Annotated in this window: 19 protein-coding genes, 2 tRNA genes and 4 other RNA genes; 17 read left to right on the top strand and 8 right to left on the bottom strand. The window is 49.3% G+C overall.

All coding sequences use genetic code 11. From position 1 onward, the window contains the following. Positions 1-47: 47 nt before the first annotated feature. The 9 genes from MUG06_RS04205 to xthA all read left to right on the top strand — a co-directional run bounded on the left by MUG06_RS04205 (position 48) and on the right by xthA (position 3448). A complete protein-coding gene (locus tag MUG06_RS04205) occupies positions 48-503 on the top strand; it encodes a YchJ family protein (protein WP_243077813.1) in 456 nt (151 codons plus the stop codon). 56 nt (positions 504-559) lie between these two features. After that, positions 560-1408, top strand: coding sequence for a formyltetrahydrofolate deformylase (purU, locus tag MUG06_RS04200; RefSeq protein ID WP_243077812.1), 849 nt, complete (start codon positions 560-562; stop codon positions 1406-1408). 143 nt (positions 1409-1551) lie between these two features. Then, positions 1552-1636: transfer RNA gene (locus MUG06_RS04195), tRNA-Tyr, on the top strand. Between the two features lie 42 nt (positions 1637-1678). After that, a tRNA-Tyr gene (locus tag MUG06_RS04190) sits at positions 1679-1763 on the top strand. 37 nt (positions 1764-1800) lie between these two features. Further along, positions 1801-1928, top strand: a non-coding RNA gene (locus MUG06_RS04185) — RtT sRNA. A 37-nt stretch (positions 1929-1965) separates the two neighbouring features. After that, positions 1966-2093, top strand: a non-coding RNA gene (locus MUG06_RS04180) — RtT sRNA. 37 nt (positions 2094-2130) lie between these two features. Next, positions 2131-2258: non-coding RNA, RtT sRNA (locus MUG06_RS04175), on the top strand. Between the two features lie 37 nt (positions 2259-2295). After that, positions 2296-2423: non-coding RNA, RtT sRNA (locus MUG06_RS04170), on the top strand. Positions 2424-2641: 218 nt separating this feature from the next. Further along, a complete protein-coding gene (gene xthA / locus MUG06_RS04165; RefSeq protein ID WP_215846668.1) occupies positions 2642-3448 on the top strand; it encodes an exodeoxyribonuclease III in 807 nt (268 codons plus the stop codon). Between the two features lie 27 nt (positions 3449-3475). Here the strand turns inward: xthA and MUG06_RS04160 are convergent, their stop codons facing one another. The 4 genes from MUG06_RS04160 to MUG06_RS04145 form a co-directional block, all read right to left on the bottom strand. Then, positions 3476-3790: a YnjH family protein gene (locus tag MUG06_RS04160; RefSeq protein WP_215846667.1), complete on the bottom strand. Its 315-nt coding sequence runs from the start codon at positions 3788-3790 to the stop codon at positions 3476-3478. Then, positions 3787-5709: a DNA topoisomerase III gene (locus MUG06_RS04155; protein ID WP_243077811.1), complete on the bottom strand. Its 1923-nt coding sequence runs from the start codon at positions 5707-5709 to the stop codon at positions 3787-3789. The genes MUG06_RS04160 and MUG06_RS04155 overlap by 4 nt, the downstream gene beginning before the upstream one ends. A 21-nt stretch (positions 5710-5730) precedes the next feature. Continuing rightward, positions 5731-6207, bottom strand: a complete 477-nt coding sequence (locus MUG06_RS04150) for an AIR synthase-related protein (protein ID WP_243077810.1) — start codon at positions 6205-6207, stop codon at positions 5731-5733. A gap of 178 nt (positions 6208-6385) precedes the next feature. Continuing rightward, entirely contained in the window at positions 6386-6937 is a 552-nt protein-coding gene (locus MUG06_RS04145; protein WP_243077809.1) for an NAD(P)H nitroreductase, read from the bottom strand. Between the two features lie 174 nt (positions 6938-7111). On the opposite strand from MUG06_RS04145, the gene sppA reads away from it, so the two are divergent. The 3 genes from sppA (at position 7112) to pncA (ending at position 10698) form a co-directional block, all read left to right on the top strand. Beyond that, positions 7112-8974, top strand: coding sequence for a signal peptide peptidase SppA (sppA, locus tag MUG06_RS04140; protein ID WP_215846664.1), 1863 nt, complete (start codon positions 7112-7114; stop codon positions 8972-8974). 85 nt (positions 8975-9059) lie between these two features. After that, on the top strand, positions 9060-10073 hold the full coding sequence (gene ansA / locus MUG06_RS04135; RefSeq protein ID WP_215846663.1) for an asparaginase: 1014 nt from the start codon (positions 9060-9062) through the stop codon (positions 10071-10073). A gap of 16 nt (positions 10074-10089) precedes the next feature. Next, complete coding sequence (gene pncA / locus MUG06_RS04130; protein ID WP_215846662.1) at positions 10090-10698, top strand: bifunctional nicotinamidase/pyrazinamidase; 609 nt, start codon at positions 10090-10092, stop codon at positions 10696-10698. Between the two features lie 48 nt (positions 10699-10746). On the opposite strand, the gene MUG06_RS04125 is transcribed toward pncA, so the two are convergent. Both MUG06_RS04125 and msrB read right to left on the bottom strand, forming a co-directional pair. Then, a complete protein-coding gene (locus MUG06_RS04125) occupies positions 10747-11028 on the bottom strand; it encodes a DUF1315 family protein (protein ID WP_243077808.1) in 282 nt (93 codons plus the stop codon). 5 nt (positions 11029-11033) lie between these two features. Then, positions 11034-11444 (bottom strand): peptide-methionine (R)-S-oxide reductase MsrB, encoded by a 411-nt coding sequence (gene msrB, locus MUG06_RS04120; protein ID WP_215846660.1) that lies wholly within the window; start codon positions 11442-11444, stop codon positions 11034-11036. 342 nt (positions 11445-11786) lie between these two features. On the opposite strand from msrB, the gene gapA reads away from it, so the two are divergent. Both gapA and MUG06_RS04110 read left to right on the top strand, forming a co-directional pair. After that, complete coding sequence (gene gapA / locus MUG06_RS04115) at positions 11787-12785, top strand: glyceraldehyde-3-phosphate dehydrogenase (RefSeq protein WP_215846659.1); 999 nt, start codon at positions 11787-11789, stop codon at positions 12783-12785. A 76-nt stretch (positions 12786-12861) separates the two neighbouring features. Further along, positions 12862-13737: a D-hexose-6-phosphate mutarotase gene (locus tag MUG06_RS04110; RefSeq protein WP_215846658.1), complete on the top strand. Its 876-nt coding sequence runs from the start codon at positions 12862-12864 to the stop codon at positions 13735-13737. Positions 13738-13764: 27 nt separating this feature from the next. On the opposite strand, the gene MUG06_RS04105 is transcribed toward MUG06_RS04110, so the two are convergent. Both MUG06_RS04105 and MUG06_RS04100 read right to left on the bottom strand, forming a co-directional pair. Continuing rightward, on the bottom strand, positions 13765-14616 hold the full coding sequence (locus MUG06_RS04105) for an aldo/keto reductase (RefSeq protein ID WP_243077807.1): 852 nt from the start codon (positions 14614-14616) through the stop codon (positions 13765-13767). Positions 14617-14688: 72 nt separating this feature from the next. Beyond that, the gene (locus tag MUG06_RS04100) at positions 14689-15438 is read right to left on the bottom strand and encodes a MipA/OmpV family protein (protein WP_243077806.1); all 750 of its coding nucleotides are present in this window, start codon (positions 15436-15438) and stop codon (positions 14689-14691) included. Between the two features lie 424 nt (positions 15439-15862). On the opposite strand from MUG06_RS04100, the gene yeaG reads away from it, so the two are divergent. The 3 genes from yeaG to MUG06_RS04085 all read left to right on the top strand — a co-directional run bounded on the left by yeaG (position 15863) and on the right by MUG06_RS04085 (position 21266). Beyond that, a complete protein-coding gene (gene yeaG, locus MUG06_RS04095) occupies positions 15863-17797 on the top strand; it encodes a protein kinase YeaG (RefSeq protein ID WP_215846655.1) in 1935 nt (644 codons plus the stop codon). A gap of 93 nt (positions 17798-17890) precedes the next feature. After that, a complete protein-coding gene (locus tag MUG06_RS04090; RefSeq protein ID WP_215846654.1) occupies positions 17891-19165 on the top strand; it encodes a YeaH/YhbH family protein in 1275 nt (424 codons plus the stop codon). 373 nt (positions 19166-19538) lie between these two features. Next, positions 19539-21266 (top strand): potassium/proton antiporter, encoded by a 1728-nt coding sequence (locus tag MUG06_RS04085; RefSeq protein WP_215846653.1) that lies wholly within the window; start codon positions 19539-19541, stop codon positions 21264-21266. Positions 21267-21313: the final 47 nt, after the last annotated feature.

Genomic DNA, 21313 nt, shown 5'->3' with positions numbered 1-21313 from the left:
ACCATAGCGCTTATTATTTTTTCTTCTTCACACTCTCAGGAGCTTACGTGTCTGAAAAGTGCCCCTGCTGCAGCGGAAAGCAGTATAGCCTATGTTGTGAGCCCTTTCTGAAAGGCAATCAAACCCCGGCAACTGCTGAACAACTCATGCGTTCACGTTACAGCGCTTATGCTAAGCAAGATGCTGCTTACCTTGTCTCGACCTGGCATCCAGCCAAACGTGAATCCACTCTTGCAGGGCTTTTATCTGAAAGTTTTCCCGGCACCGAATGGTTAAGTCTGAATGTAACTCGTTGTATTATCGGAAGCCATGATAATGAAGCTTTCGTTACCTTTTTTGCGCGATACCGCGAAAAAAACAGCATTCACGCTCTCTATGAATGTTCACGCTTTCTTCGCGAGGATCAACGCTGGTACTATGTTGATGGAACAGCGCCGGAGTTAGGGCGCAACGATCGCTGCCCGTGTGGCTCCGATAAAAAATACAAGAAGTGTTGCGGCTGAGTGAGCCACCAGCACAACAGTTTTACCCTTAATGCTTTGACAGGACTCTTATTGAGATGCAAGCGCAAACCATGCAAAGAAAAGTTCTACGTACCATTTGTCCCGATGCAAAAGGTCTGATCGCCAAAATCACTAATATTTGTTACAAGCACGAACTCAATATCGTGCAAAACAATGAGTTTGTTGATCATCGCACCGGGCGCTTCTTTATGCGCACTGAGCTGGAAGGGATTTTTAACGACAACACACTGCTAGCCGATTTAGATAGTGCCCTGCCCCAAGGTTCAGTCCGCGAATTACACAGCGCTGGACGTCGTCGCGTTGTAATTTTGGTGACTAAAGAAGCGCATTGTCTTGGCGATCTGCTGATGAAAAGTGCTTTTGGCGGTCTGGATATGGAAATTGCGGCTGTTATTGGTAATCACGATACTTTACGTTCTTTAGTTGAACGCTTCGATATTCCTTTTGCGCTGGTAAGCCATGAAGGATTGACGCGTGAAGAGCATGATAACCGCATGGTAGAAGAGATTGATCGGTATCAGCCCGATTACGTGGTATTAGCGAAATACATGCGCGTATTAACGCCCGCTTTTGTTCAGCGTTACCCCAATCAAATTATCAATATTCACCATTCGTTTTTGCCTGCCTTTATCGGGGCGCGCCCTTATCATCAAGCCTATGAACGCGGCGTTAAAATCATCGGCGCAACCGCGCACTATGTGAATGATAATCTTGATGAAGGCCCAATCATCATGCAGGACGTGATTAATGTGGATCACAGCTATACCGCGGATGAGATGATGCGAGCCGGTCGCGACGTAGAAAAAAATGTATTAAGCAATGCATTATATAAAGTTCTTGGCCAACGCGTTTTCGTTTACGGCAACCGCACGATTATTCTTTAAACGCTTTAGCGCTGAATTGCTTGGGAATTCAGCGCTACGCGTAAAAAGTGGGCAAACGATTCATCATTTCAACATGGGCGCTTTACACCCATTGCCCATTTGGTATGATGCGCCCCGCCTTCAGGCACAAAGATTCAGGCCATGGTGGGATTCCCGAGCGGCCAAAGGGAGCAGACTGTAAATCTGCCGTCACAGACTTCGAAGGTTCGAATCCTTCTCCCACCACCATCTGAATCGTTTCTTCGCCTGAGCTCATAAGATTATATCCCTGGTGGGATTCCCGAGCGGCCAAAGGGAGCAGACTGTAAATCTGCCGTCACAGACTTCGAAGGTTCGAATCCTTCTCCCACCACCATCTCAGATACTCCGATTTCACCTCAAATGAAAAATTCAACCTGCTCTACATGAGAAGGATGAGAAGCTTCGACCGAAGGTTCGAGCCGAGCGTAGCGAGACAACGCGCTTCAGCGCGGCCCGCAGGGAAGGCGCAGCGCGCCGCATAATCCTTCTCCCACCACCATCTCAGATACTCCGATTTCACCTCAAATGAAAAATTCAACCTGCTCTACATGAGAAGGATGAGAAGCTTCGACCGAAGGTTCGAGCCGAGCGTAGCGAGACAACGCGCTTCAGCGCGGCCCGCAGGGAAGGCGCAGCGCGCCGCATAATCCTTCTCCCACCACCCTCTCAGATACTCCGATTCCACCTCAAATGAAAAATTCAACCTGCTCTACAAGAGAAGGATGAGAAGCTTCGACCGAAGGTTCGAGCCGAGCGTAGCGAGACAACGCGCTTCAGCGCGGCCCGCAGGGAAGGCGCAGCGCGCCGCATAATCCTTCTCCCACCACCCTCTCAGATACTCCGATTCCACCTCAAATGAAAAATTCAACCTGCTCTACAAGAGAAGGATGAGAAGCTTCGACCGAAGGTTCGAGCCGAGCGTAGTGAGACAACGCGCTTCAGCGCGGCCCGCAGGGAAGGCGCAGCGCGCCGCATAATCCTTCTCCCACCACCCTCTCAGATACTCCGATTTCACCTCAAGTGAAAAATTCAACCTGCTCTACATGAGAAGGATGAGAAGCGTCGACCGAAGGTTTACGCCGAGCGTCAAGTTCGCTGTGTTAATCAGCAAGAGACAAAACTGCAACAGATAATCTCGCCCGCTCAACCATGACATTCTCCCTGAAAATCGCTACCATCCAGCGCATCATTTGCTGAACAATGGTCGACACCATGAAATTTGTTTCATTTAACATCAACGGATTGCGCGCGCGCCCACATCAACTGGAAGCGTTGGTGGAAAAACATCAGCCCGATGTCATCGGTCTACAGGAAACGAAAGTCCATGATGATATGTTTCCGCTCGAGGATGTGGCAAAACTGGGCTATAACGTCTTTTATCACGGCCAGAAAGGTCATTATGGCGTGGCATTGTTAACGAAGGTTCAGCCTGTCTCTGTACGCCGTGGCTTTCCTGGCGATGACGAAGAGGCACAGCGCCGTCTGATCATGGCTGAGATTCCTAGCCCAATGGGCGATATTACCGTTATCAATGGCTACTTCCCGCAAGGCGAAAGCCGCGACCACCCGACTAAATTTCCTGCTAAAGAGAAATTTTACCGTGACCTGCAAAGTTATCTGACAGAAAACCACACCGCAGATAAACCGGTATTAATCATGGGTGACATGAACATCAGCAGCACAGATTTAGACATTGGTATTGGTGAAGAGAGCCGTAAACGCTGGCTGCGCACCGGAAAATGTTCATTCCTGCCTGAAGAGCGTGAATGGATGGACCGATTGCTGCAGTGGGGTTTAGTGGATACCTGGCGCGATAAAAATCCTGAAACGGCAGATTGTTTCTCATGGTTTGATTATCGTTCCAAAGGATTTGATGACAACCGCGGTTTGCGCATCGACTTAATTCTGGCAAGTCAGCCATTATCATCACGTTGTACTGATACGGGTATCGATTATCAATTGCGCAGTATGGAAAAACCCTCCGATCACGCGCCGATTTGGTCTACTTTTCAGTTTTAATCACAGCGTGGCCAAGGCCACGCTTTTTTATTTGATGATTTTCCATATCAGAGTGTTTGTGCCAATGGATTGCTCATCCCGCGCGCACTGTAACAGCACGCCTTCAGATTTCACCACGGCACCTTCGGTGTAATTACGATTATCAAAAATACAGCACTTCAAACAATTAGGCTGACGGTTTTGCCCTTGCGTCCAGGCTTCTGGCGGCAAGTCCACCACCACATCTGTATTGCCGCCTTGACTGGCCTGACCTTGGTTGTACTGTTCATGCCGATTATTTGCCTGCGCCGTGGCGCATATCAACATCATAATCAAACACGCTAAAGCAGAATTACGTCTCATCCTGTCTCCTTGGTTTTACGTTTAGCCTTAGCCTTGGCTGCAGGCCTTTTCTTGCCGGTGGAAGGTAAACCACGAAAGGCATGTCCCGAAGGCTGCTGTCTAGCCTGCTGAATCAAACCCGTTAGCGTGTGCACCAGCGGATGCATGAACTCATCATAGCGACAGGCTTTTTCACTGATACGTGTCAGGGTTGATTCCCACTGCGCAGTCATATCGGGTCTTGCCGCCAAATCGGGAAGAGAATGAATCAGCGCGCGACCCGTCTCAGTCGCATTGATTGAACGCCCCTTCTTCACTAAAAACGCCCGGCGAAATAACAGCTCGATAATGCCTGCACGCGTAGCCTCGGTCCCTAAACCATCGGTTGCTCGCAGCACTTTCTTTAATTCTTTATCCTGCACGAAGCGCGCGATACCAGTCATGGCTGATAAAAGCGTGGCATCAGTAAACGGTCGTGGCGGCTGAGTCTGTTTTGCTAACACTTCACCCTGCTCGCAAAGCAGTTCATCATCTTTAGCTACCACTGGCAGCGGCGTGCCATCGTTCTCTTCATCTCGCTCTTTACCGCCCAGCAAAGCACGCCAACCCGCTTCCGCCAGAAAACGCGCTTTGGCAACGAACTTGCCACCAGCAATATCCAGTTCAATAGTGCATTTACGAAAAAGCGCATCGGGACAAAATTGCATTAAATATTGACGCGCGACTAATCCGTAAACGTTTTGTTCATTTTCGGTTAGCTTGACGGCGCTGGAACGTGCAGTCGGAATAATTGCATGATGCGCATCCACTTTTTTATCATCCCAACAGCGATTCTTGCGATCTGCGCTAAAGTCGCCGGGCGGCGTAAGATTCGGTTGATGAGCCTGAATAGCCTTTAATACCGCATGACGGCCGGCAAAATGCTCATCGGGCAAATAACGGCTATCGGAACGTGGATACGTAATGAGTTTGTGCGTTTCGTACAGGCGTTGACACGTATCAAGAACCGTTTGAGCGCTTAATCCAAAACGTCTTGCCGCTTCAATTTGCAGGCTGGAAAGTGAAAATGGCAAAGGTGCCGTTTCACTTTCACGTTTATCACTGTAAGCCGTCACCCGCGCCGGTTTTCCCGCAATACGCGCAACGACGTGTTCAGCCAACGTGCGGTTGAGCAATCGGCCCTCTTCGTCTTGCCAGGGTTCACAAGCGTCGCTTGGCACCCAATTGGCCGTGAAACGCATCTCTTCAGGCGTGACAATATGCGCTTTTACTTCGAAGTAATCTTTTGGGATAAAGTTTTCTATCTCTTCATCACGGCGTACGACTAAACCCAGAACCGGCGTTTGAACACGACCTACCGAAAGCACGCCGTCGTATCCGGCGTTTCTGCCTAACAATGTCCAGGCCCGGGTCATGTTGATGCCATAAAGCCAGTCTGCGCGCGCGCGCGCTAATGCAGAAACACACAGCGGAATAAATTCGCGATTTTCGCGTAACCGATTGACCGCACGATCCACCGCTGATGGATTAAGATCGTTGATCAAACAACGCTGCACTTTGCTGCGTTTTTCAGCAGGTAACTGCAAGTAGTCAAGCACTTCATCCACTAACAACTGACCTTCGCGATCCGGGTCGCCAGCATGGACAACTTCATCGGCTTGCTTCAGTAACCCTTCGACAACTTTTAGCTGTTTCGCAACGGAAGGACGTGGTTGCAAACGCCATTTTTCAGGAATAATAGGTAAGTCCGCCAGTGACCAACGAGCGTAACGGCTATCGTAGTGATCGGGTTGCGCCTGTTCTAATAGATGCCCAACGCACCAGGTTACAATTTGATCGTTACCACAGGCAATATAGCCGTCGCCACGGCGATGGGGTTTTGGCAGAACGTCGGCAATCGCCCGACCAAGACTGGGTTTTTCCGCAATAAACAAACGCATTTACTCAGGCAATCCTTAACTTCAGGGAACAACGGTTATAACGGGCACTTGCGCGTCAGCAGGCAGCAAGTTACACATCGTGCTGACATGAACAGGGGGTGATTTTGCACAATGGCGGTGTGCTTCAATTGCCAGCGGATGAAACGCCACCCGCAATCCGCCAAAGGTTTGAGCATCACAGCGCAACGCGTCCGTTGCCGCTGGTAACGTTACGTTCGGCACGGCACCTGCAGCAATAAAGACATCGACGCCCGCTAGCGTCGGAATCTGTTCAAACTGAACTTCCGCGCGCAATGACGAGCCCTGGCACACTTCGCTAAGATGGCCAAACAGACCAAAACCGGTCACATCGGTCATCCCATCCTCGCCCTCAATTTCTGCGAAAGCTGAGGATTGCGGAAAAACATTAATGCGCTTTTTGTCTAACACGTGCGGCGATTTATCACAGCCGCAGCCCGCTCCATGGCTGTATTGCGTCAGGCGAATACATTCTGACATGTAGGGATCCTTGTGCTGAGATTCGTACAGTTAACAACGCTGAAAATGATGGCGCTATGTTAGCCTGGCGAGACCTTAAGCGTAAGCGTGGTCTGACAGGTTCTCGATCATTCGCACAGGATCCATTCAAAGATGCAGGGCCAAGCGGCACCCTGCTTTAAAGTGTGTTGGATGCCTATCAGAAATAACTGACAAAGGGCGTCGTGTCAGGATGGACAACAGTGGTGCTGGATTTCAGTTGTGGCGTACCTAAATAAAGGAAACCCACAATGGCGTCCTGTTCACGGCAACCAAAAGCGTCACGTACAGTCTCGTCGTCGGTCCAGGGACCACTGCGCCAGATGCCATTAAATCCCTGTGCTGCGGCCGCCATCTGCATCGCCATCACGGCACAGCTGGCTGAAGCGATCTGCTCCCAGCGCGGCACCTTGTGATGCTCTTGGCAATGTGCCACCACCGTAATAATCATCGGGGCACGGAAAGGAGACTGCGTGGCTTTATCGATAGCTTTATCATCCAACTGCTTTTCACGAGCCGCTTTTTCCAGCAGTTTGCTCAGGCGATCACGCCCTTCGTGTTCGACAATAATGAAGCGCCACGGTTGCAGAGTACCGTGATCCGGCGCGCGCATACCTGCCCGGAGAATATTCTCTAACGCCTCTCCGGCAGGGGCCGGTTCAGATAAACGCGAAGCCGAACGTCGATTTACCAGTAATTCAAGCGCATCCATGTTTTTCTCCTGTTGTATGTCATGCTGTTTTAATCCTGGCACAGCCAGATTTTTTGTAACAGTCCGCAGTGATTTCCTGCTGACTTTTAGCACGCCGCTCATTAGGATGAGGTCGTCAAAGGAGGCCTGGTCCGCGCGGCGGCCACTTCCGGCTACACGAATATGGAGAGTCTGATGCGCACATTGTGGCGAATAATTGCTGGTCTGTTCCGCTGGACATGGCGGGTATTGAATTTTATCAGGGAATTTATTCTTAATTTATTCCTGATTTTTTTGATTGTGGTAGGTGTGGGGATTTGGTTACAGGTCAGTGGTTCTGGCAATAGTTCAGCTCCCGTGCAGCAAGGTGCTCTGAAAGTTGACCTAAATGGTGTGCTGGTCGATAAACCTTCGGTGAGCAATCGTTTGAGCAAGATTGGTCGTCAGTTGCTGGGTGCCAGCAGCGATCGTCTACAAGAGAACTCACTGTTTGATGTCGTGGACGCAATTCGCCAGGCCAAAGATGATAAAAACATTAAAGGCATGGTACTTGATCTGCGTGATTTTGCGGGTGGCGATCAACCTTCGCTGCAGTATGTTGGCAAAGCACTGCGCGAGTTCCGTGACAGCGGCAAGCCTATCTACGCATTAGGCGACAGTTACAGTCAGGCGCAATATTACCTCGCCAGCTACGCCAATAAGATTTACCTGTCGCCACAAGGTACCGTTGATCTTCACGGTTTCGCCACCAACGGTTTGTATTACAAATCGCTGCTGGAGAAACTCAAAGTCACTTCACACGTGTTCCGAGTGGGCACCTATAAATCTGCTGTAGAACCTTTCCTGCGCGATGACATGTCGCCAGCAGCACGTGATGCGGACAGTCGCTGGGTGGGACAATTGTGGCAAAACTACCTGAACACGGTTGCCGCAAATCGTCAGATTACGCCTGAGCAACTGTTCCCGGGTGCGACGGCGATAATTGCCGGGTTGCAAGCTGTAAACGGTGATACCGCCAAGTATGCACTGGATAACAAACTGGTCGACATCCTGGACTCGCGTGCTGCTGCCGATCAGGAGTTGGTGAAAGCCTTTGGTCTGAATAAGCAGAACAATGACTATCACAATGTCAGTATTTACGATTACAGCGTGAAACCTACAAACGCACAGCAAGATGGCAACATTGCGGTGGTCATGGCCAGCGGCGCAATCATGGATGGTGAAGAGTCGCCGGGCAATGTGGGTGGTGATACGACGGCAGCACAGATTCGTGATGCTCGCCTCGACCCGAAAATTAAAGCCATCATTCTGCGGGTAAACAGTCCCGGTGGAAGCGTCACAGCGTCGGAAGCGATTCGTGAAGAGTTGGCGGCGGCGCATGCAGCCGGTAAACCGGTGGTGGTTTCCATGGGCGGTATGGCAGCTTCTGGTGGTTACTGGATTTCAACGCCAGCAGATTACATCGTAGCTAACCCGAGCACGCTTACGGGTTCCATTGGTATTTTTGGGGTGATCAATACGCTGGAAAACAGTTTGGATACGCTTGGTGTGCATACTGATGGTGTGGCGACTTCGCCGCTTGCCGATATCGCGCTGACCAAAGCGCTGCCGCAAGAAGTACAGCAAATGATGCAGCTAACCATTGAGAATGGGTATCACAACTTTGTCGGCTTAGTGGCGAAATCGCGCCATAAAACGCCAGAGCAGATTGATGCCATTGCGCAAGGCCACGTTTGGACGGGTAGCGATGCAAAAGCCAATGGTCTGGTGGATGCGTTGGGTGATTTTGATGATGCTGTGAAAAAAGCGGGCGAACTGGCGAAAGTTGCTAATCCGCAGCTCAGCTGGTACCAGGACGATCCAACTTTCATTGATATGATGTTGAGTCAGGTAAATGCATCGGTACAAGCCGTGCTGCCTGATACGCTGAAAGCCTGGTTACCCGCGCCAATGTTAGATGTGATGAGCGCAGTAAAAAATCAGCCGGGTATGTTTGATCACCTTAACGATCCACAAAATCGTTACGCCTTCTGTTTAAACTGTGGCGTAGTGCGATAAACCTCGCAGCCCAGCCACTGGCTGGGCTGCTTTTCCCCGCTATAGCCCTTATACTGCGCGTTTTAAGGCAAGTCTGAGTTTGATAATGCAAAAGAAAAACATCTATGTAGCCTATACGGGCGGTACCATTGGTATGCAACGTTCTGCCCAAGGTTACATTCCGGTTTCAGGACATCTGCAGCAGCAGCTCGCCAATATGCCTGAGTTTCACCGCCCTGAAATGCCTGATTTCACCATTCATGAATATCAGCCATTAATTGACTCTTCAGATATGACGCCGCAAGACTGGCAATCGATTGCTGAAGATATTCGTCAAAACTATGATCATTATGATGGTTTTGTGATTCTACATGGTACCGATACCATGGCTTTCACTGCCTCAGCACTCTCTTTTATGCTGGAAAATTTAGCCAAGCCAGTTATCGTTACGGGTTCGCAAATTCCTTTGGCAGAACTGCGCTCAGATGGCCAACAAAATTTGTTGAACTCACTGTATGTCGCGGCAAATTATCCTATCAACGAAGTCGCGTTGTTTTTCAACAACACGCTCTACCGTGGCAACCGTACAACGAAAGCGCATGCTGACGGATTCAATGCTTTCGCTTCCCCTAACCTTTCAGCCCTTCTGGAGGCGGGCATTCATATTCGTAAATTGAATACGCCTCCCGCACCTCAGAGCGTCGGCGAACTGATTGTTCATACTATTACGCCGCAGCCCATTGGCGTGGTGACTATTTACCCTGGCATTTCCGCTGACGTGGTGAAAAACTTCCTGCGCCAGCCAGTTAAAGCCCTTATCCTGCGATCGTATGGCGTGGGTAATGCACCGCAAAATGCTGAATTTTTAGCCGAGCTGCAGCAGGCTAGCGATCGCGGCATTGTTGTGGTGAATTTAACCCAGTGCATCTCAGGCAAGGTCAACATGGGCGGTTACGCTACAGGCAACGCGCTTGAGCATGCAGGGGTGATCAGTGGGTTCGACTTAACCGTAGAAGCAGCATTAACCAAGCTGCATTTTTTACTTAGCCAAAATCTGTCAAGCGAGCAAATTCGTGCCAAAATGCAGCAAAATTTGCGTGGCGAACTGACCGAAGATTGATATGGAGCGACTGGTAATGAAACGGGCACTTATCATCATTGATATTCAAAACGACTTTTGTCCGGGCGGCCCGATGGCGGTTCACGAGGGCGATAAAACCGTTGAGGTGGCTAATCGCTATGCGCGTGAATTCCATCAAAACGGTGAATGTGTTTTGGCGTTACAAGACTGGCATCCGGCAGATCACGGCAGTTTTGCTTCCGTGTCAGGTGAACCGGTTTATACCCTTGGCGAGCTGAATGGTTTAGCACAAATTTGGTGGCCAGATCATGGTATTCAGGGTTCGAAAGGCGCTGATTTTCATCCCGGACTCGATACCAGCTTATTTGACGCCAGGTTCCATAAAGGTCAGGACCAGGATGTCGACAGCTATAGCGCCTTTTTTGATAATGGGCATCGCCGTAAAACAGAACTCGACAGCTGGCTGCGTGAACGCGGTATCACGCATCTGGTCATGTTAGGGCTGGCGACAGATTATTGCGTGAAATACAGCGTGCTGGATGCCCTTGAGCTGGGCTATCAGGTCGACGTGGTTAAAGAAGGTTGCCGTGGTGTAAACCTCAACCCTGATGACAGCGAAATCGCCTTTTCGCAGATGGCTGCGCAAGGTGCTGTTCTGATTTAGAACAGCAGGCAAAAACTAAAAAAGGCTGGCTTAATCGCCAGCCTTTTTTTAATGCAAGTTGATGCGAGTGATATCTGGCTCTATGCCAAACTCTTCCTTAAGCTGCTTCTTGGATTTCATCACCATTTCGCCACCCTTGCCAATGCTCATATGCTGCGGGCTCTCGTTATAACGCGCCTGCCACAACATCACTAACTGCATGCAGTTATCACGCTGTTCTGATGTTAGCGCCACACCATCAGGCCATTTGCCGGTTTCAACCGCAGTAGAGAGCCGCTCATAGACTTCTGGCGTCATCGCATTGAGCATGGCTTCAAGTTCTTGCTTCATTGCCATTACCCTTCTGTTTGTTCGCCTTGCTCATCGGTAAAGTTCAACGAGGCTGAATTCACACAATAGCGCTCGCCGGTAGGCTGTGGGCCATCTGGGAAAACATGCCCAAGGTGCGCATCACAGTTATTACAACGAATTTCAATACGCTGCATGCCGTGTGAGTCATCCTCAATATAGCGAATCGCTTCGTCACTGACGGGCTCGTAAAAGCTCGGCCAGCCACAACCTGAGTCATATTTTGTTTCAGAGAGGAACAACGGTGAATTACACACCAGACAGTGGTAAATGCCGTCCTGTTTGTTTTGCAATAGCGCGCCGCTGAAAGGCGGTTCTGTGCCACGATGCTGAGTAACGTAACGCTGCATTTCAGACAATTGCGCAATTTTTGCTTCGGGTGCGGTTTCTTTAGCCATTTAAGAGATTCCGGAGGGTGTCATTCTGAAAAAATCGACTACTATTCTAACAAATGAACAACATTAGTCGGGTCTTATTTCGTGCTCATCCTTTCGTCGAGACCTCCACAACGTAGATTTGTGACTCTGATCACCTTTTATCTTAGGTATCCCTTTATATTCGGCGATGGTGTTAACGAAGCGCAATGGCATATTCGTTGCGCAAGCGTTTGCGCAACGAATTATTCCTGTTGAGTGGATTGACCTGTCGCAACAATTGACACGATTCCGCTTGACGCCTGGTAAGGTTTTTGTAATTTTACAGCCAACCTTTTATTCACTAACAAATAGCTGGTGGAATATATGACTATCAAAGTAGGTATCAACGGTTTTGGCCGTATCGGTCGCATCGTTTTTCGTGCTGCTCAACAGCGTTCAGACATCGAAATCGTTGCTATCAACGACCTGCTCGACGCTGAATACATGGCGTACATGCTGAAGTTTGACTCAACTCATGGTCGTTTCGACGGTACCGTTGAAGTGAAAGATGGCGCGCTGGTTGTTAACGGTAAGAAAATTCGTGTTACCGCTGAGAGAGATCCGGCTAACCTGAAATGGGACGAAGTTGGCGTTGACGTTGTTGCTGAAGCAACCGGTATCTTCCTGACCGACGAAACTGCCCGTAAACACATCACTGCTGGTGCTAAGAAAGTCGTTCTGACTGGCCCGTCTAAAGATGACACCCCAATGTTTGTACGTGGTGCCAACTTCGACAAATACGAAGGTCAGGATATCGTTTCTAACGCATCTTGCACCACCAACTGCCTGGCGCCGTTGGCTAAAGTTATCAACGACCAGTTCGGCATCGTTGAAGGCCTGATGACCACCGTCCACGCGACTACGGCAACGCAGAAAACTGTTGATGGCCCGTCTCACAAAGACTGGCGCGGCGGTCGTGGCGCATCTCAGAACATCATCCCTTCATCAACTGGCGCAGCTAAAGCCGTTGGTAAAGTTCTGCCAGAATTGAATGGCAAACTGACCGGTATGGCGTTCCGCGTTCCAACCCCTAACGTTTCAGTCGTTGACCTGACTGTACGTCTGGCGAAGCCTGCTTCTTACAAAGAAATCTGCTCTGCTATCAAAGCAGCATCAGAAGGCGATATGAAAGGCGTTCTGGGCTATGTTGAAGATGAAGTGGTTTCTACCGATTTCAACGGCGAAACGCTGACTTCAGTATTCGATGCTAAAGCCGGTATCGCGCTGAATGATAACTTTGTGAAACTGGTTTCCTGGTACGATAACGAAACTGGCTACTCGCACAAGGTACTCGACCTGATTGCACTGGTTTCTTCTAAATAAGATAGCCAGACAGTGTTGAGAATAAGGGCGACTTCGGTCGCCCTTTTTTTATGGTCCGCACAGGAAGGATTCGCACATGCAAGACAAACTCTTTTCATTGCCCGTTGTGACTCAAATTACGCCTTATCTGTCGCAACGTCAGGTGGGCGATCTGCCTGCGATTGTCATCAGCCATCCTAAAGTACGCGCTGCCATTACGCTGCAGGGCGCGCATTTAATTGCCTGGCAACCCAGCGGCGAAAAACCGGTGATTTGGTTGAGCGATAAAACCCCCTTCTCACCCGGTAAAGCGATCCGTGGCGGTGTGCCTATTTGCTGGCCGTGGTTTGGCCCGGCAGGTGAACCCGCCCACGGCTTTGCCCGCAATCAAACCTGGACACTCTCCGCACACGATGAAAACGATGAAGGTGTGATATTGACCTTTGTGCTGGAAAGTAATGCACAAACCAAAAAGCTATGGCCACATGATTTCACCCTGTTTGCCCGTTTTCGTTTAGGTCAACATTGCGAAATCGAATTAGAAGCGCACGGCGATTTTGAAGCGACAGCGGCGCTGCACAGCTATTTTACCGTGGCGGATATCGCTGAGGTTGAAGTCAGCGGTCTGGGCAAAACCTATATTGATAAAGTCGAAAACAACGTTCAGGGCACCAGCGAGGGTAAGCAGCGTTATCCGGGACGTGTTGATCGTATTTTCACGCAAGCTGAAGATTGCTCTGTGATTCACGATAAAGCAGGACAACGTCTGATTGAGGTTTATCATCACCATCACAGCGATGTTGTTACCTGGAATCCCGGCGTTGAGCTTTCTTGTAGCATGGCGGATATGGCGAACGATGGGTATAGAACGCTGGTATGTGTAGAAACAGCGCGCATCAATACACCCCTGCGTAGCGCAGGCGAGAAACCTGCGCGATTAGGAACAACTTTTCGTTTACGCAAAAAAGCGTAGCGGCGACGTCGTTTAATTTTTTCACATTTAAACAATATCCAGCGGTAATTTATGCGGCGGCGGCGGAAAGGCTTGATTGATGAGAAACAGATCTTCATCCGTCAATTCAATATCCAGCGCCGCAGCATTTTCCTGAACATGCGCGATCGAACTGGCTTTTGGAATAGCAAGAACGCCTGTTTTGCGTATGACCCAAGCCAACAGTAATTGCGCCACGCTTATGCCCTTTTGCTGTGCAATTTTTCCTAATGCAGCCTCCGAGAACAGCGCGTTGCGTAGACGTCCAGCCTGAGCCAACGGACAGTAAGCCATAATGGGCAGATTCCGCTGCTGACATTCAGGCAGCAGATCATATTCAATGCCCCGTGAAGCAAGATGGTAAAGCACCTGATTAGTCGCGCAGTGTTCACCGCCCGATTCGCTCCACAATTCCATCATGTCGTCGATGTCGAAATTCGAAACGCCCCAATGCAGAATTTTACCCTGCCGTTGCAACGAGACCATCGCTCTGATGGTCTCCTCTAGCGGTACATTGCCACGCCAATGCAATAAATAGAGATCGATACGATCTGTCTTGAGCCGGGCAAGACTGCGCTCACAGGCTTCGATAGCGTCATACTCGCCCGCATTCCACGGATAAACTTTGGAAACCAGAAAGGCCTCATCGCGTCGTCCTTGTAAGGCTTCTCCCACTACGCTTTCTGCGCCGCCATCTGCATACATTTCAGCCGTGTCGATAAGCTTGAGTCCACAATCGAGTCCGGCTTGCAGCGCCTTGACTTCCTGCTGTCGATGGGCGTTATCTTCGCCCATAAACCAGGTGCCTTGACCTATTGCGGGAAGGATATGTTGACTAGCAAAGGTGACTGTTTTGTTCATTCTGCTCTCCTGCATCAATTTAAGGCACCAGAAAAGAGCAGAGGGCATAAAATGCCCTCATTTGGTGCATAATCAGAAGGTATAGCTGATGCCAGTCCAGAGTGTAGCCTGGCCGCTTTTATCAACCATTGGGCTATCTTTGATCTCACTGTCAAAACGGGTATAGCGTCCGATGACACTGGCATTCCATTGCGGTGAGATTTGATAGCTGGCGCTGAGTTCAAGATAGGGTGACCAGCTGTCGTCTGGGTCATAACGATCAATGCCGGTACGCGCGCTCTCATGACCTGAAACACCATAATAATAGCGGTTCTGGTTAGCGCTGTTCCACATCGCCCCGATGCCTGGCGTGACGGAAAAATCACCCATCTCGAAGCGGTACAAGTAAGTCAGATCCCAAATAATCCCGTTGCTGTTATTGAGCACATCACCCAGCAATGCGGTGCGCACAATGCCCCAATCGGCGGTATGGCGATACGTTGCGCCGCCCATTAATGTCATGCGACGTTTATCCAGATGTTTCATATCCCCCAAATCGTTGTCACCAGGATCGTACTGTTGCGGCGAACCAGCCAGCGTTAATGACAATTGATTTTGTGGGTCTTTCCAGAGGTAATAGCCGCCTTGCAGGCTACGGAACCAGAAGTTCTCGCCTTCATAATTAATTACCGGTACGGGAATGTAACGATCCTGTCCGCCACGATAAGGAGATTCAGCATAAATCACTGATGCACCAAGTGATAAGGGTGCAGCCTGGGCGACATTAAAGAGTAAAGAACAAGGTAAAAGAGCAGCAAGGGCTTTAAGTTTGAATTGGTTCACAATTTATTCATTCCATAAATATAACAATCACCCATGGAGTCTAACGGCTTTTTTTCACGGGTTTAACCGTTATCTGGAGCAGGCTTAGCATTCATCGCTGAAAGAAGGCATGAATGGTTAAATTTCTCCTCCTCAACGCCGTTTTTCCTGACAAGGTTGTTTTGCAATTAAATGACTTTGCTATTGATATATCACTACATCATCTCAATACGCGGAGGAAATTTCTTAAATGCCTTCTACAGTTAGAAGTAAGACGAGACTTTTTTGTACGAGCAGAGTAACCATAAGAATTGTGTATCCGGATTAAAAGACGTCAGGTTGGCATAAGGGTTGCTGTACTCAATAGAGAATATTTTCCGGGAGCTGCATGAGCAACTAATTACGCTCCTTTACCTGTGCTAAAAACGAAAGGACGGGCATCGCTATGAATATATTCGATCACTATCGTCAGCGTTATGAAGCTGCCAAGGACGAAGAGTTCACACTGCAGGAATTTCTTGCTACCTGTAAACAAGATCGCAGTGCATACGCTAATGCTGCAGAGCGACTATTAATGGCTATAGGTGAGCCAGTAATGGTCGACACTGCTCAAGAGCCACGCCTTTCCAGAATATTCTCCAATCGTGTGATGGGACGCTATCCAGCGTTCGAAGAGTTTTACGGCATGGAAGAAGCGATCGAACAAATCGTTTCCTATCTGAAACACGCCGCTCAAGGGCTTGAAGAGAAGAAACAAATTCTCTATTTACTGGGACCGGTTGGTGGGGGTAAGTCCTCGCTGGCTGAACGCCTTAAAGCATTAATGCAGCGCGTGCCCATTTACGTTTTGAGCGCAGATGGCGAGCGCAGCCCGGTAAACGACCATCCACTCTGCCTGTTTAACCCGCAAGAAGATGCCAATATCCTTGAGAAAGAGTATGGCGTACCACGTCGTTACCTTGGCACCATCATGTCCCCTTGGGCCGCTAAGCGTTTGCATGACTTTGGTGGCGATATCACCCGCTTCAAAGTCGTAAAAGTTTGGCCGTCGATTTTGGAACAGTTAGCCATCGCTAAAACTGAACCAGGCGATGAAAACAACCAAGATATTTCTGCGCTTGTGGGTAAAGTGGACATCCGTAAACTGGAAAACCACGCTCAAAACGATCCTGATGCTTACGGTTATTCTGGTGCGCTGTGCCGTGCGAACCAAGGCATCATGGAGTTCGTCGAAATGTTTAAAGCGCCAATTAAGGTGCTGCATCCTTTGTTAACCGCGACGCAGGAAGGTAACTACAACGGTACCGAAGGTATTTCCGCCCTGCCGTTCAACGGCATTATTTTGGCGCACTCAAACGAATCTGAATGGGTGACGTTCCGTAACAACAAAAATAATGAGGCGTTTCTTGACCGTGTTTACATCGTTAAAGTGCCTTATTGCCTGCGCGTTTCCGAAGAGATCAAGATCTATGAGAAGTTGCTGAATCACAGTGAATTAGCGACATCGCCTTGCGCACCGGGCACGCTGGAAACGCTGGCTCGCTTCTCCATCTTGTCGCGCATGAAAGATCCTGAGAACTCCAGTATCTACTCAAAAATGCGCGTTTATGATGGCGAAACCCTGAAGGATACCGATCCTAAAGCGAAATCCTGGCAGGAATACCACGATTATGCGGGCGTAGACGAAGGCATGAACGGTCTATCAACACGTTTCGCCTTTAAAATCCTTTCACGCGTATTTAACTTCGACCATGTAGAAGTTGCCGCTAACCCGGTGCATCTGTTCTATGTACTTGAACAGCAGATTGAGCGTGAACAGTTCCCGCAAGATCAGGCCGAGAAGTATCTGGAACATCTGAAAGGCTATTTAATTCCGAAATATGCTGAGTTCATTGGCAAAGAGATTCAAACGGCCTATCTGGAATCTTACTCCGAATATGGTCAGAACATCTTTGATCGCTACGTGACCTACGCAGACTTCTGGATCCAGGATCAGGAATATCGTGACCCTGATACCGGACAGCTGTTTGATCGTGAATCGCTCAACGCTGAGCTGGAAAAAATCGAGAAACCAGCCGGGATCAGTAACCCGAAAGACTTCCGTAATGAGATTGTGAATTTTGTCCTGCGTGCCCGTGCACACAACAATGGCCGCAATCCAAACTGGACCAGCTATGAGAAGCTGCGTACCGTCATTGAGAAGAAAATGTTCTCTAACACGGAAGAGTTATTGCCGGTGATTTCATTCAACACCAAAACCTCAACGGATGAACAGAAAAAACATGATGATTTTGTCGATCGCATGATGGAAAAAGGCTATACCCGCAAACAGGTTCGCCTGCTGTGCGAATGGTATCTGCGTGTGCGCAAATCGTCCTAATCAAAGCCTGTAAGCAAGCCGATGCTGTGACATTGGTAAAGGTTCAAGGTCGGGCATGCCCGACCTGCTTACAATGTAGTTTGGGGGAAGACTATGGCCTATTTTATCGATCGCCGACTGAACGGCAAAAACAAGAGCGCGGTCAACCGTCAGCGCTTCTTGCGCCGTTATAAGTCACAAATCAAGCAGTCGATTTCCGAGGCCATCAACAAGCGCTCGGTTACTGACGTTGAGAGTGGAGAATCCGTTTCAATTCCCATTGATGATATCAACGAGCCAAGTTTTCATCAGGGACGCGGCGGTAACCGCCATCGCGTTCATCCCGGCAACGATCACTTTGTCCAAAACGATCGCATTGAGCGGCCACAAGGCGGCGGCGGTGGCGGCAGTGGTCAGGGAAACGCCAGCCAGGATGGTGAAGGCCAGGACGAGTTCGTTTTTCAAATCTCAAAAGATGAATACCTTGATCTGCTGTTTGAAGATTTAGCGTTACCGAACTTGCGCAAAAATCAGCATCGGCAATTGAACGAATATAAGACGCATCGCGCCGGTTTCACTTCAAACGGCGTGCCCGCCAACATCAGTGTGGTGCGCTCACTGCAAAACTCGCTGGCGCGTCGCACAGCCATGACGGCAGGTAAACGCCGCATGTTGCATGAACTGGAAGATGCGCTGACTTCTGTAGAGAAAGCGGAGCCTGCCCAGTTACTTGAAGAAGAGCGGCTGCGTAAGGAGATAGCTGAACTGCGGGCACGTATCGAACGCGTCCCGTTTATCGACACGTTTGACCTGCGTTACAAGAACTTCGAGAAACGTGCAGAACCTTCTAGCCAGGCCGTGATGTTTTGCTTGATGGATGTTTCAGGTTCAATGGATCAGGCCACTAAAGATATGGCGAAGCGTTTTTATATTCTGCTCTATCTGTTCCTTAGCCGAACCTATAAGAACGTAGATGTGGTCTATATTCGCCACCATACCCAAGCGAAAGAAGTCGATGAGCAGGAGTTCTTCTACTCACAGGAAACGGGCGGTACTATTGTTTCCAGCGCCCTGAAATTAATGGATGAAGTGGTAAAAGAGCGTTACGACCCGGCTCAGTGGAATATTTATGCTGCACAAGCTTCCGATGGCGATAACTGGGCAGATGACTCACCGTTATGTCATGAGATATTAGCGAAAAATATTCTGCCGGTGGTGCGTTACTACAGTTACATCGAAATTACGCGACGTGCGCATCAAACGCTCTGGCGTGAGTATGAGCACCTGCAATCAACCTTTGATAACTTTGCTATTCAGCATATTCGTGAGCCAGAAGATATCTATCCTGTGTTCCGCGAACTGTTTCATAAACAGGCTGCTGAAGCCTGAGTAACTTAGCCAGCCTTTTTCGAGAAGTTAAGTTGTTGTCTGTGGGTTAGTCTGTGAATCTCCCGAAAACTTACTGAGGTAAGAGACCGGGTGTAAGCGGGTCTAGTCAACCGATCTTCTGCTTAACGTTCCTGGATAGAGGCTGGCCTCTCTATTTTATCCTTTGAATAACCTGCAAAAACACCCTCTTTTCTTCGTCTGGCTCGCCAACCCCTTCATTCTTCACATTAATCCTATTCTGCAGGGTTATTAACATTTCATATAATTAGAATATTGACGATGACAACTCATTGATAAAACATTATCTTTCATACATAGCATGGAATATTGCCACACTCGCTGATACCGCCCTTATTACCGCAGGAGACCGGGTTTGAACCACAATATTGTTTATAGTCTGTTTATCATTGGTTCTGTGCTGGTTGCTTCAAGCATTTTACTCAGTTCATTCTCCTCACGTTTAGGCATCCCTATTCTGGTTATCTTTCTTGCGCTGGGCATGTTGACCGGTGTCGATGGCATTGGCGGCATCGCCTTTGATAACTATCCTGCGGCTTACCTCATCTCAAACCTGGCACTCGCGATCATTTTGTTAGATGGGGGAATGCGCACCAAAGCCAGCTCTTTTAAAGTTGCGTTGGGCCCGGCGCTTTCGCTTGCCACCGTCGGCGTAATGATTACCGCGGGATTAACCGGCCTGGTCGCCGCATGGCTATTCAATCTGGACATGATGCAGGGCTTCCTGATTGGCGCAATCATCGGCTCCACTGACGCTGCGGCGGTATTTTCACTACTTGGCGATAAAGGTCTTAATGAGCGCGTCAGCTCAACGCTGGAAATCGAGTCGGGCAGTAATGATCCAATGGCGGTGTTTCTTACCATCACGTTGATTGAAATGATCCAGCAGGGGCAAACCGGCCTCGACTGGATGTTTCTGGTTCATCTGATTCAGCAGTTTGGTTTAGGCATTGCGCTGGGACTCGGCGGCGGTTGGGCGTTGCAACAGTTGATAAACCGTATCAACCTGGCCAGCGGCTTATATCCTTTACTGGCGTTAAGCGGCGGCATCTTAGTCTTCGCCCTGACTACCATGCTGGAAGGCAGCGGCATTTTGGCGGTTTACCTGTGCGGGTTCTTATTAGGGAATAGCCCAATCCGCAACCGCCACGGCATCTTACAAACCTTTGATGGTATGGCATGGTTAAGCCAAATCGGCATGTTTATCGTGTTGGGTCTGTTAGTCACCCCGTCCGATCTTTGGCATATCGCCGTACCGGCCATGATTTTGTCGTTGTGGCTGATTCTGGTGGCGCGCCCGCTTTCGGTGTTTATTGGTCTGTTACCGTTTCGTAACTTTACCGGGCGTGAGCGCATATTTATCAGCTGGGTAGGTTTACGCGGCGCCGTACCGATTATCCTGGCAGTGTTCCCGATGATGGCAGGCTTAGAAAATGCCTCGCTCTATTTTAATATCGCCTTCTTTGTGGTGCTGGTCTCTTTAATGCTACAAGGTACTTCGCTTGGCTTTGCTGCGAAGAAAGCCAAAGTAGTCGTGCCGCCAACGGCCTCTCCTATTAGCCGCATTGGCCTGGACATTCACCCGGAAAACCCGTGGGAACAATTTGTCTATCAATTGAGTGCAGACAAATGGTGTGTGGGAGCAGCACTTCGCGATCTCCAAATGCCGCGTGAAACCAGGATAGCCGCCCTGTTCAGAGACAACGTATTGATGCACCCCAATGGCGGAACGCGTTTAAAAGAAAATGATGTGATCTGCGTCATTGGACGTGAGCGCGACCTGCCCGCATTGGGCAAGATGTTTAGCCAATCGCCGCCGGTTTCATTAGATCAACGTTTCTTTGGTGACTTCATTCTCGACGCGGAAGCACGTTTACGTGATATCGCGCAAATCTACGGTCTGGAACTTGATGAAGAGACCAATGATCAACAATCGCTCGGGCAGCTAATGCTAAATATGCTCGGCGGAACCCCGGTAGTTGGCGATCATATGGAATGGAAGCAATTAACCTGGACCGTCGCGGAAAAAGAGGACAATCGCATTGTGAAAATCGGCGTACGTCCAGCAGAAGACAAGGATTAATCCTACAAAATCAGGCTCGTAATTCGGCATAAACCTACTAAGCTAAA

This window comes from Pantoea sp. MQR6, from assembly GCF_022761075.1.
Lineage (GTDB): Bacteria > Pseudomonadota > Gammaproteobacteria > Enterobacterales > Enterobacteriaceae > Pantoea > Pantoea phytostimulans.
This window is presented reverse-complemented; position numbering and strand designations above follow the sequence as displayed.

What these genes read in the sequence shown, in the direction of transcription:
- purU (WP_243077812.1), top strand. Translation starts at nt 560, where the DNA reads ATGCAAGCGCAAACCATGCAAAGAAAAGTTCTACGTACCATTTGTCCC.
- xthA (WP_215846668.1), top strand. Translation starts at nt 2,642, where the DNA reads ATGAAATTTGTTTCATTTAACATCAACGGATTGCGCGCGCGCCCACAT.
- MUG06_RS04160 (WP_215846667.1), bottom strand. Translation starts at nt 3,790, where the DNA reads ATGAGACGTAATTCTGCTTTAGCGTGTTTGATTATGATGTTGATATGC.
- MUG06_RS04155 (WP_243077811.1), bottom strand. Translation starts at nt 5,709, where the DNA reads ATGCGTTTGTTTATTGCGGAAAAACCCAGTCTTGGTCGGGCGATTGCC.
- MUG06_RS04150 (WP_243077810.1), bottom strand. Translation starts at nt 6,207, where the DNA reads ATGTCAGAATGTATTCGCCTGACGCAATACAGCCATGGAGCGGGCTGC.
- MUG06_RS04145 (WP_243077809.1), bottom strand. Translation starts at nt 6,937, where the DNA reads ATGGATGCGCTTGAATTACTGGTAAATCGACGTTCGGCTTCGCGTTTA.
- sppA (WP_215846664.1), top strand. Translation starts at nt 7,112, where the DNA reads ATGCGCACATTGTGGCGAATAATTGCTGGTCTGTTCCGCTGGACATGG.
- ansA (WP_215846663.1), top strand. Translation starts at nt 9,060, where the DNA reads ATGCAAAAGAAAAACATCTATGTAGCCTATACGGGCGGTACCATTGGT.
- pncA (WP_215846662.1), top strand. Translation starts at nt 10,090, where the DNA reads ATGAAACGGGCACTTATCATCATTGATATTCAAAACGACTTTTGTCCG.
- MUG06_RS04125 (WP_243077808.1), bottom strand. Translation starts at nt 11,028, where the DNA reads ATGAAGCAAGAACTTGAAGCCATGCTCAATGCGATGACGCCAGAAGTC.
- msrB (WP_215846660.1), bottom strand. Translation starts at nt 11,444, where the DNA reads ATGGCTAAAGAAACCGCACCCGAAGCAAAAATTGCGCAATTGTCTGAA.
- gapA (WP_215846659.1), top strand. Translation starts at nt 11,787, where the DNA reads ATGACTATCAAAGTAGGTATCAACGGTTTTGGCCGTATCGGTCGCATC.
- MUG06_RS04110 (WP_215846658.1), top strand. Translation starts at nt 12,862, where the DNA reads ATGCAAGACAAACTCTTTTCATTGCCCGTTGTGACTCAAATTACGCCT.
- MUG06_RS04105 (WP_243077807.1), bottom strand. Translation starts at nt 14,616, where the DNA reads ATGAACAAAACAGTCACCTTTGCTAGTCAACATATCCTTCCCGCAATA.
- yeaG (WP_215846655.1), top strand. Translation starts at nt 15,863, where the DNA reads ATGAATATATTCGATCACTATCGTCAGCGTTATGAAGCTGCCAAGGAC.
- MUG06_RS04090 (WP_215846654.1), top strand. Translation starts at nt 17,891, where the DNA reads ATGGCCTATTTTATCGATCGCCGACTGAACGGCAAAAACAAGAGCGCG.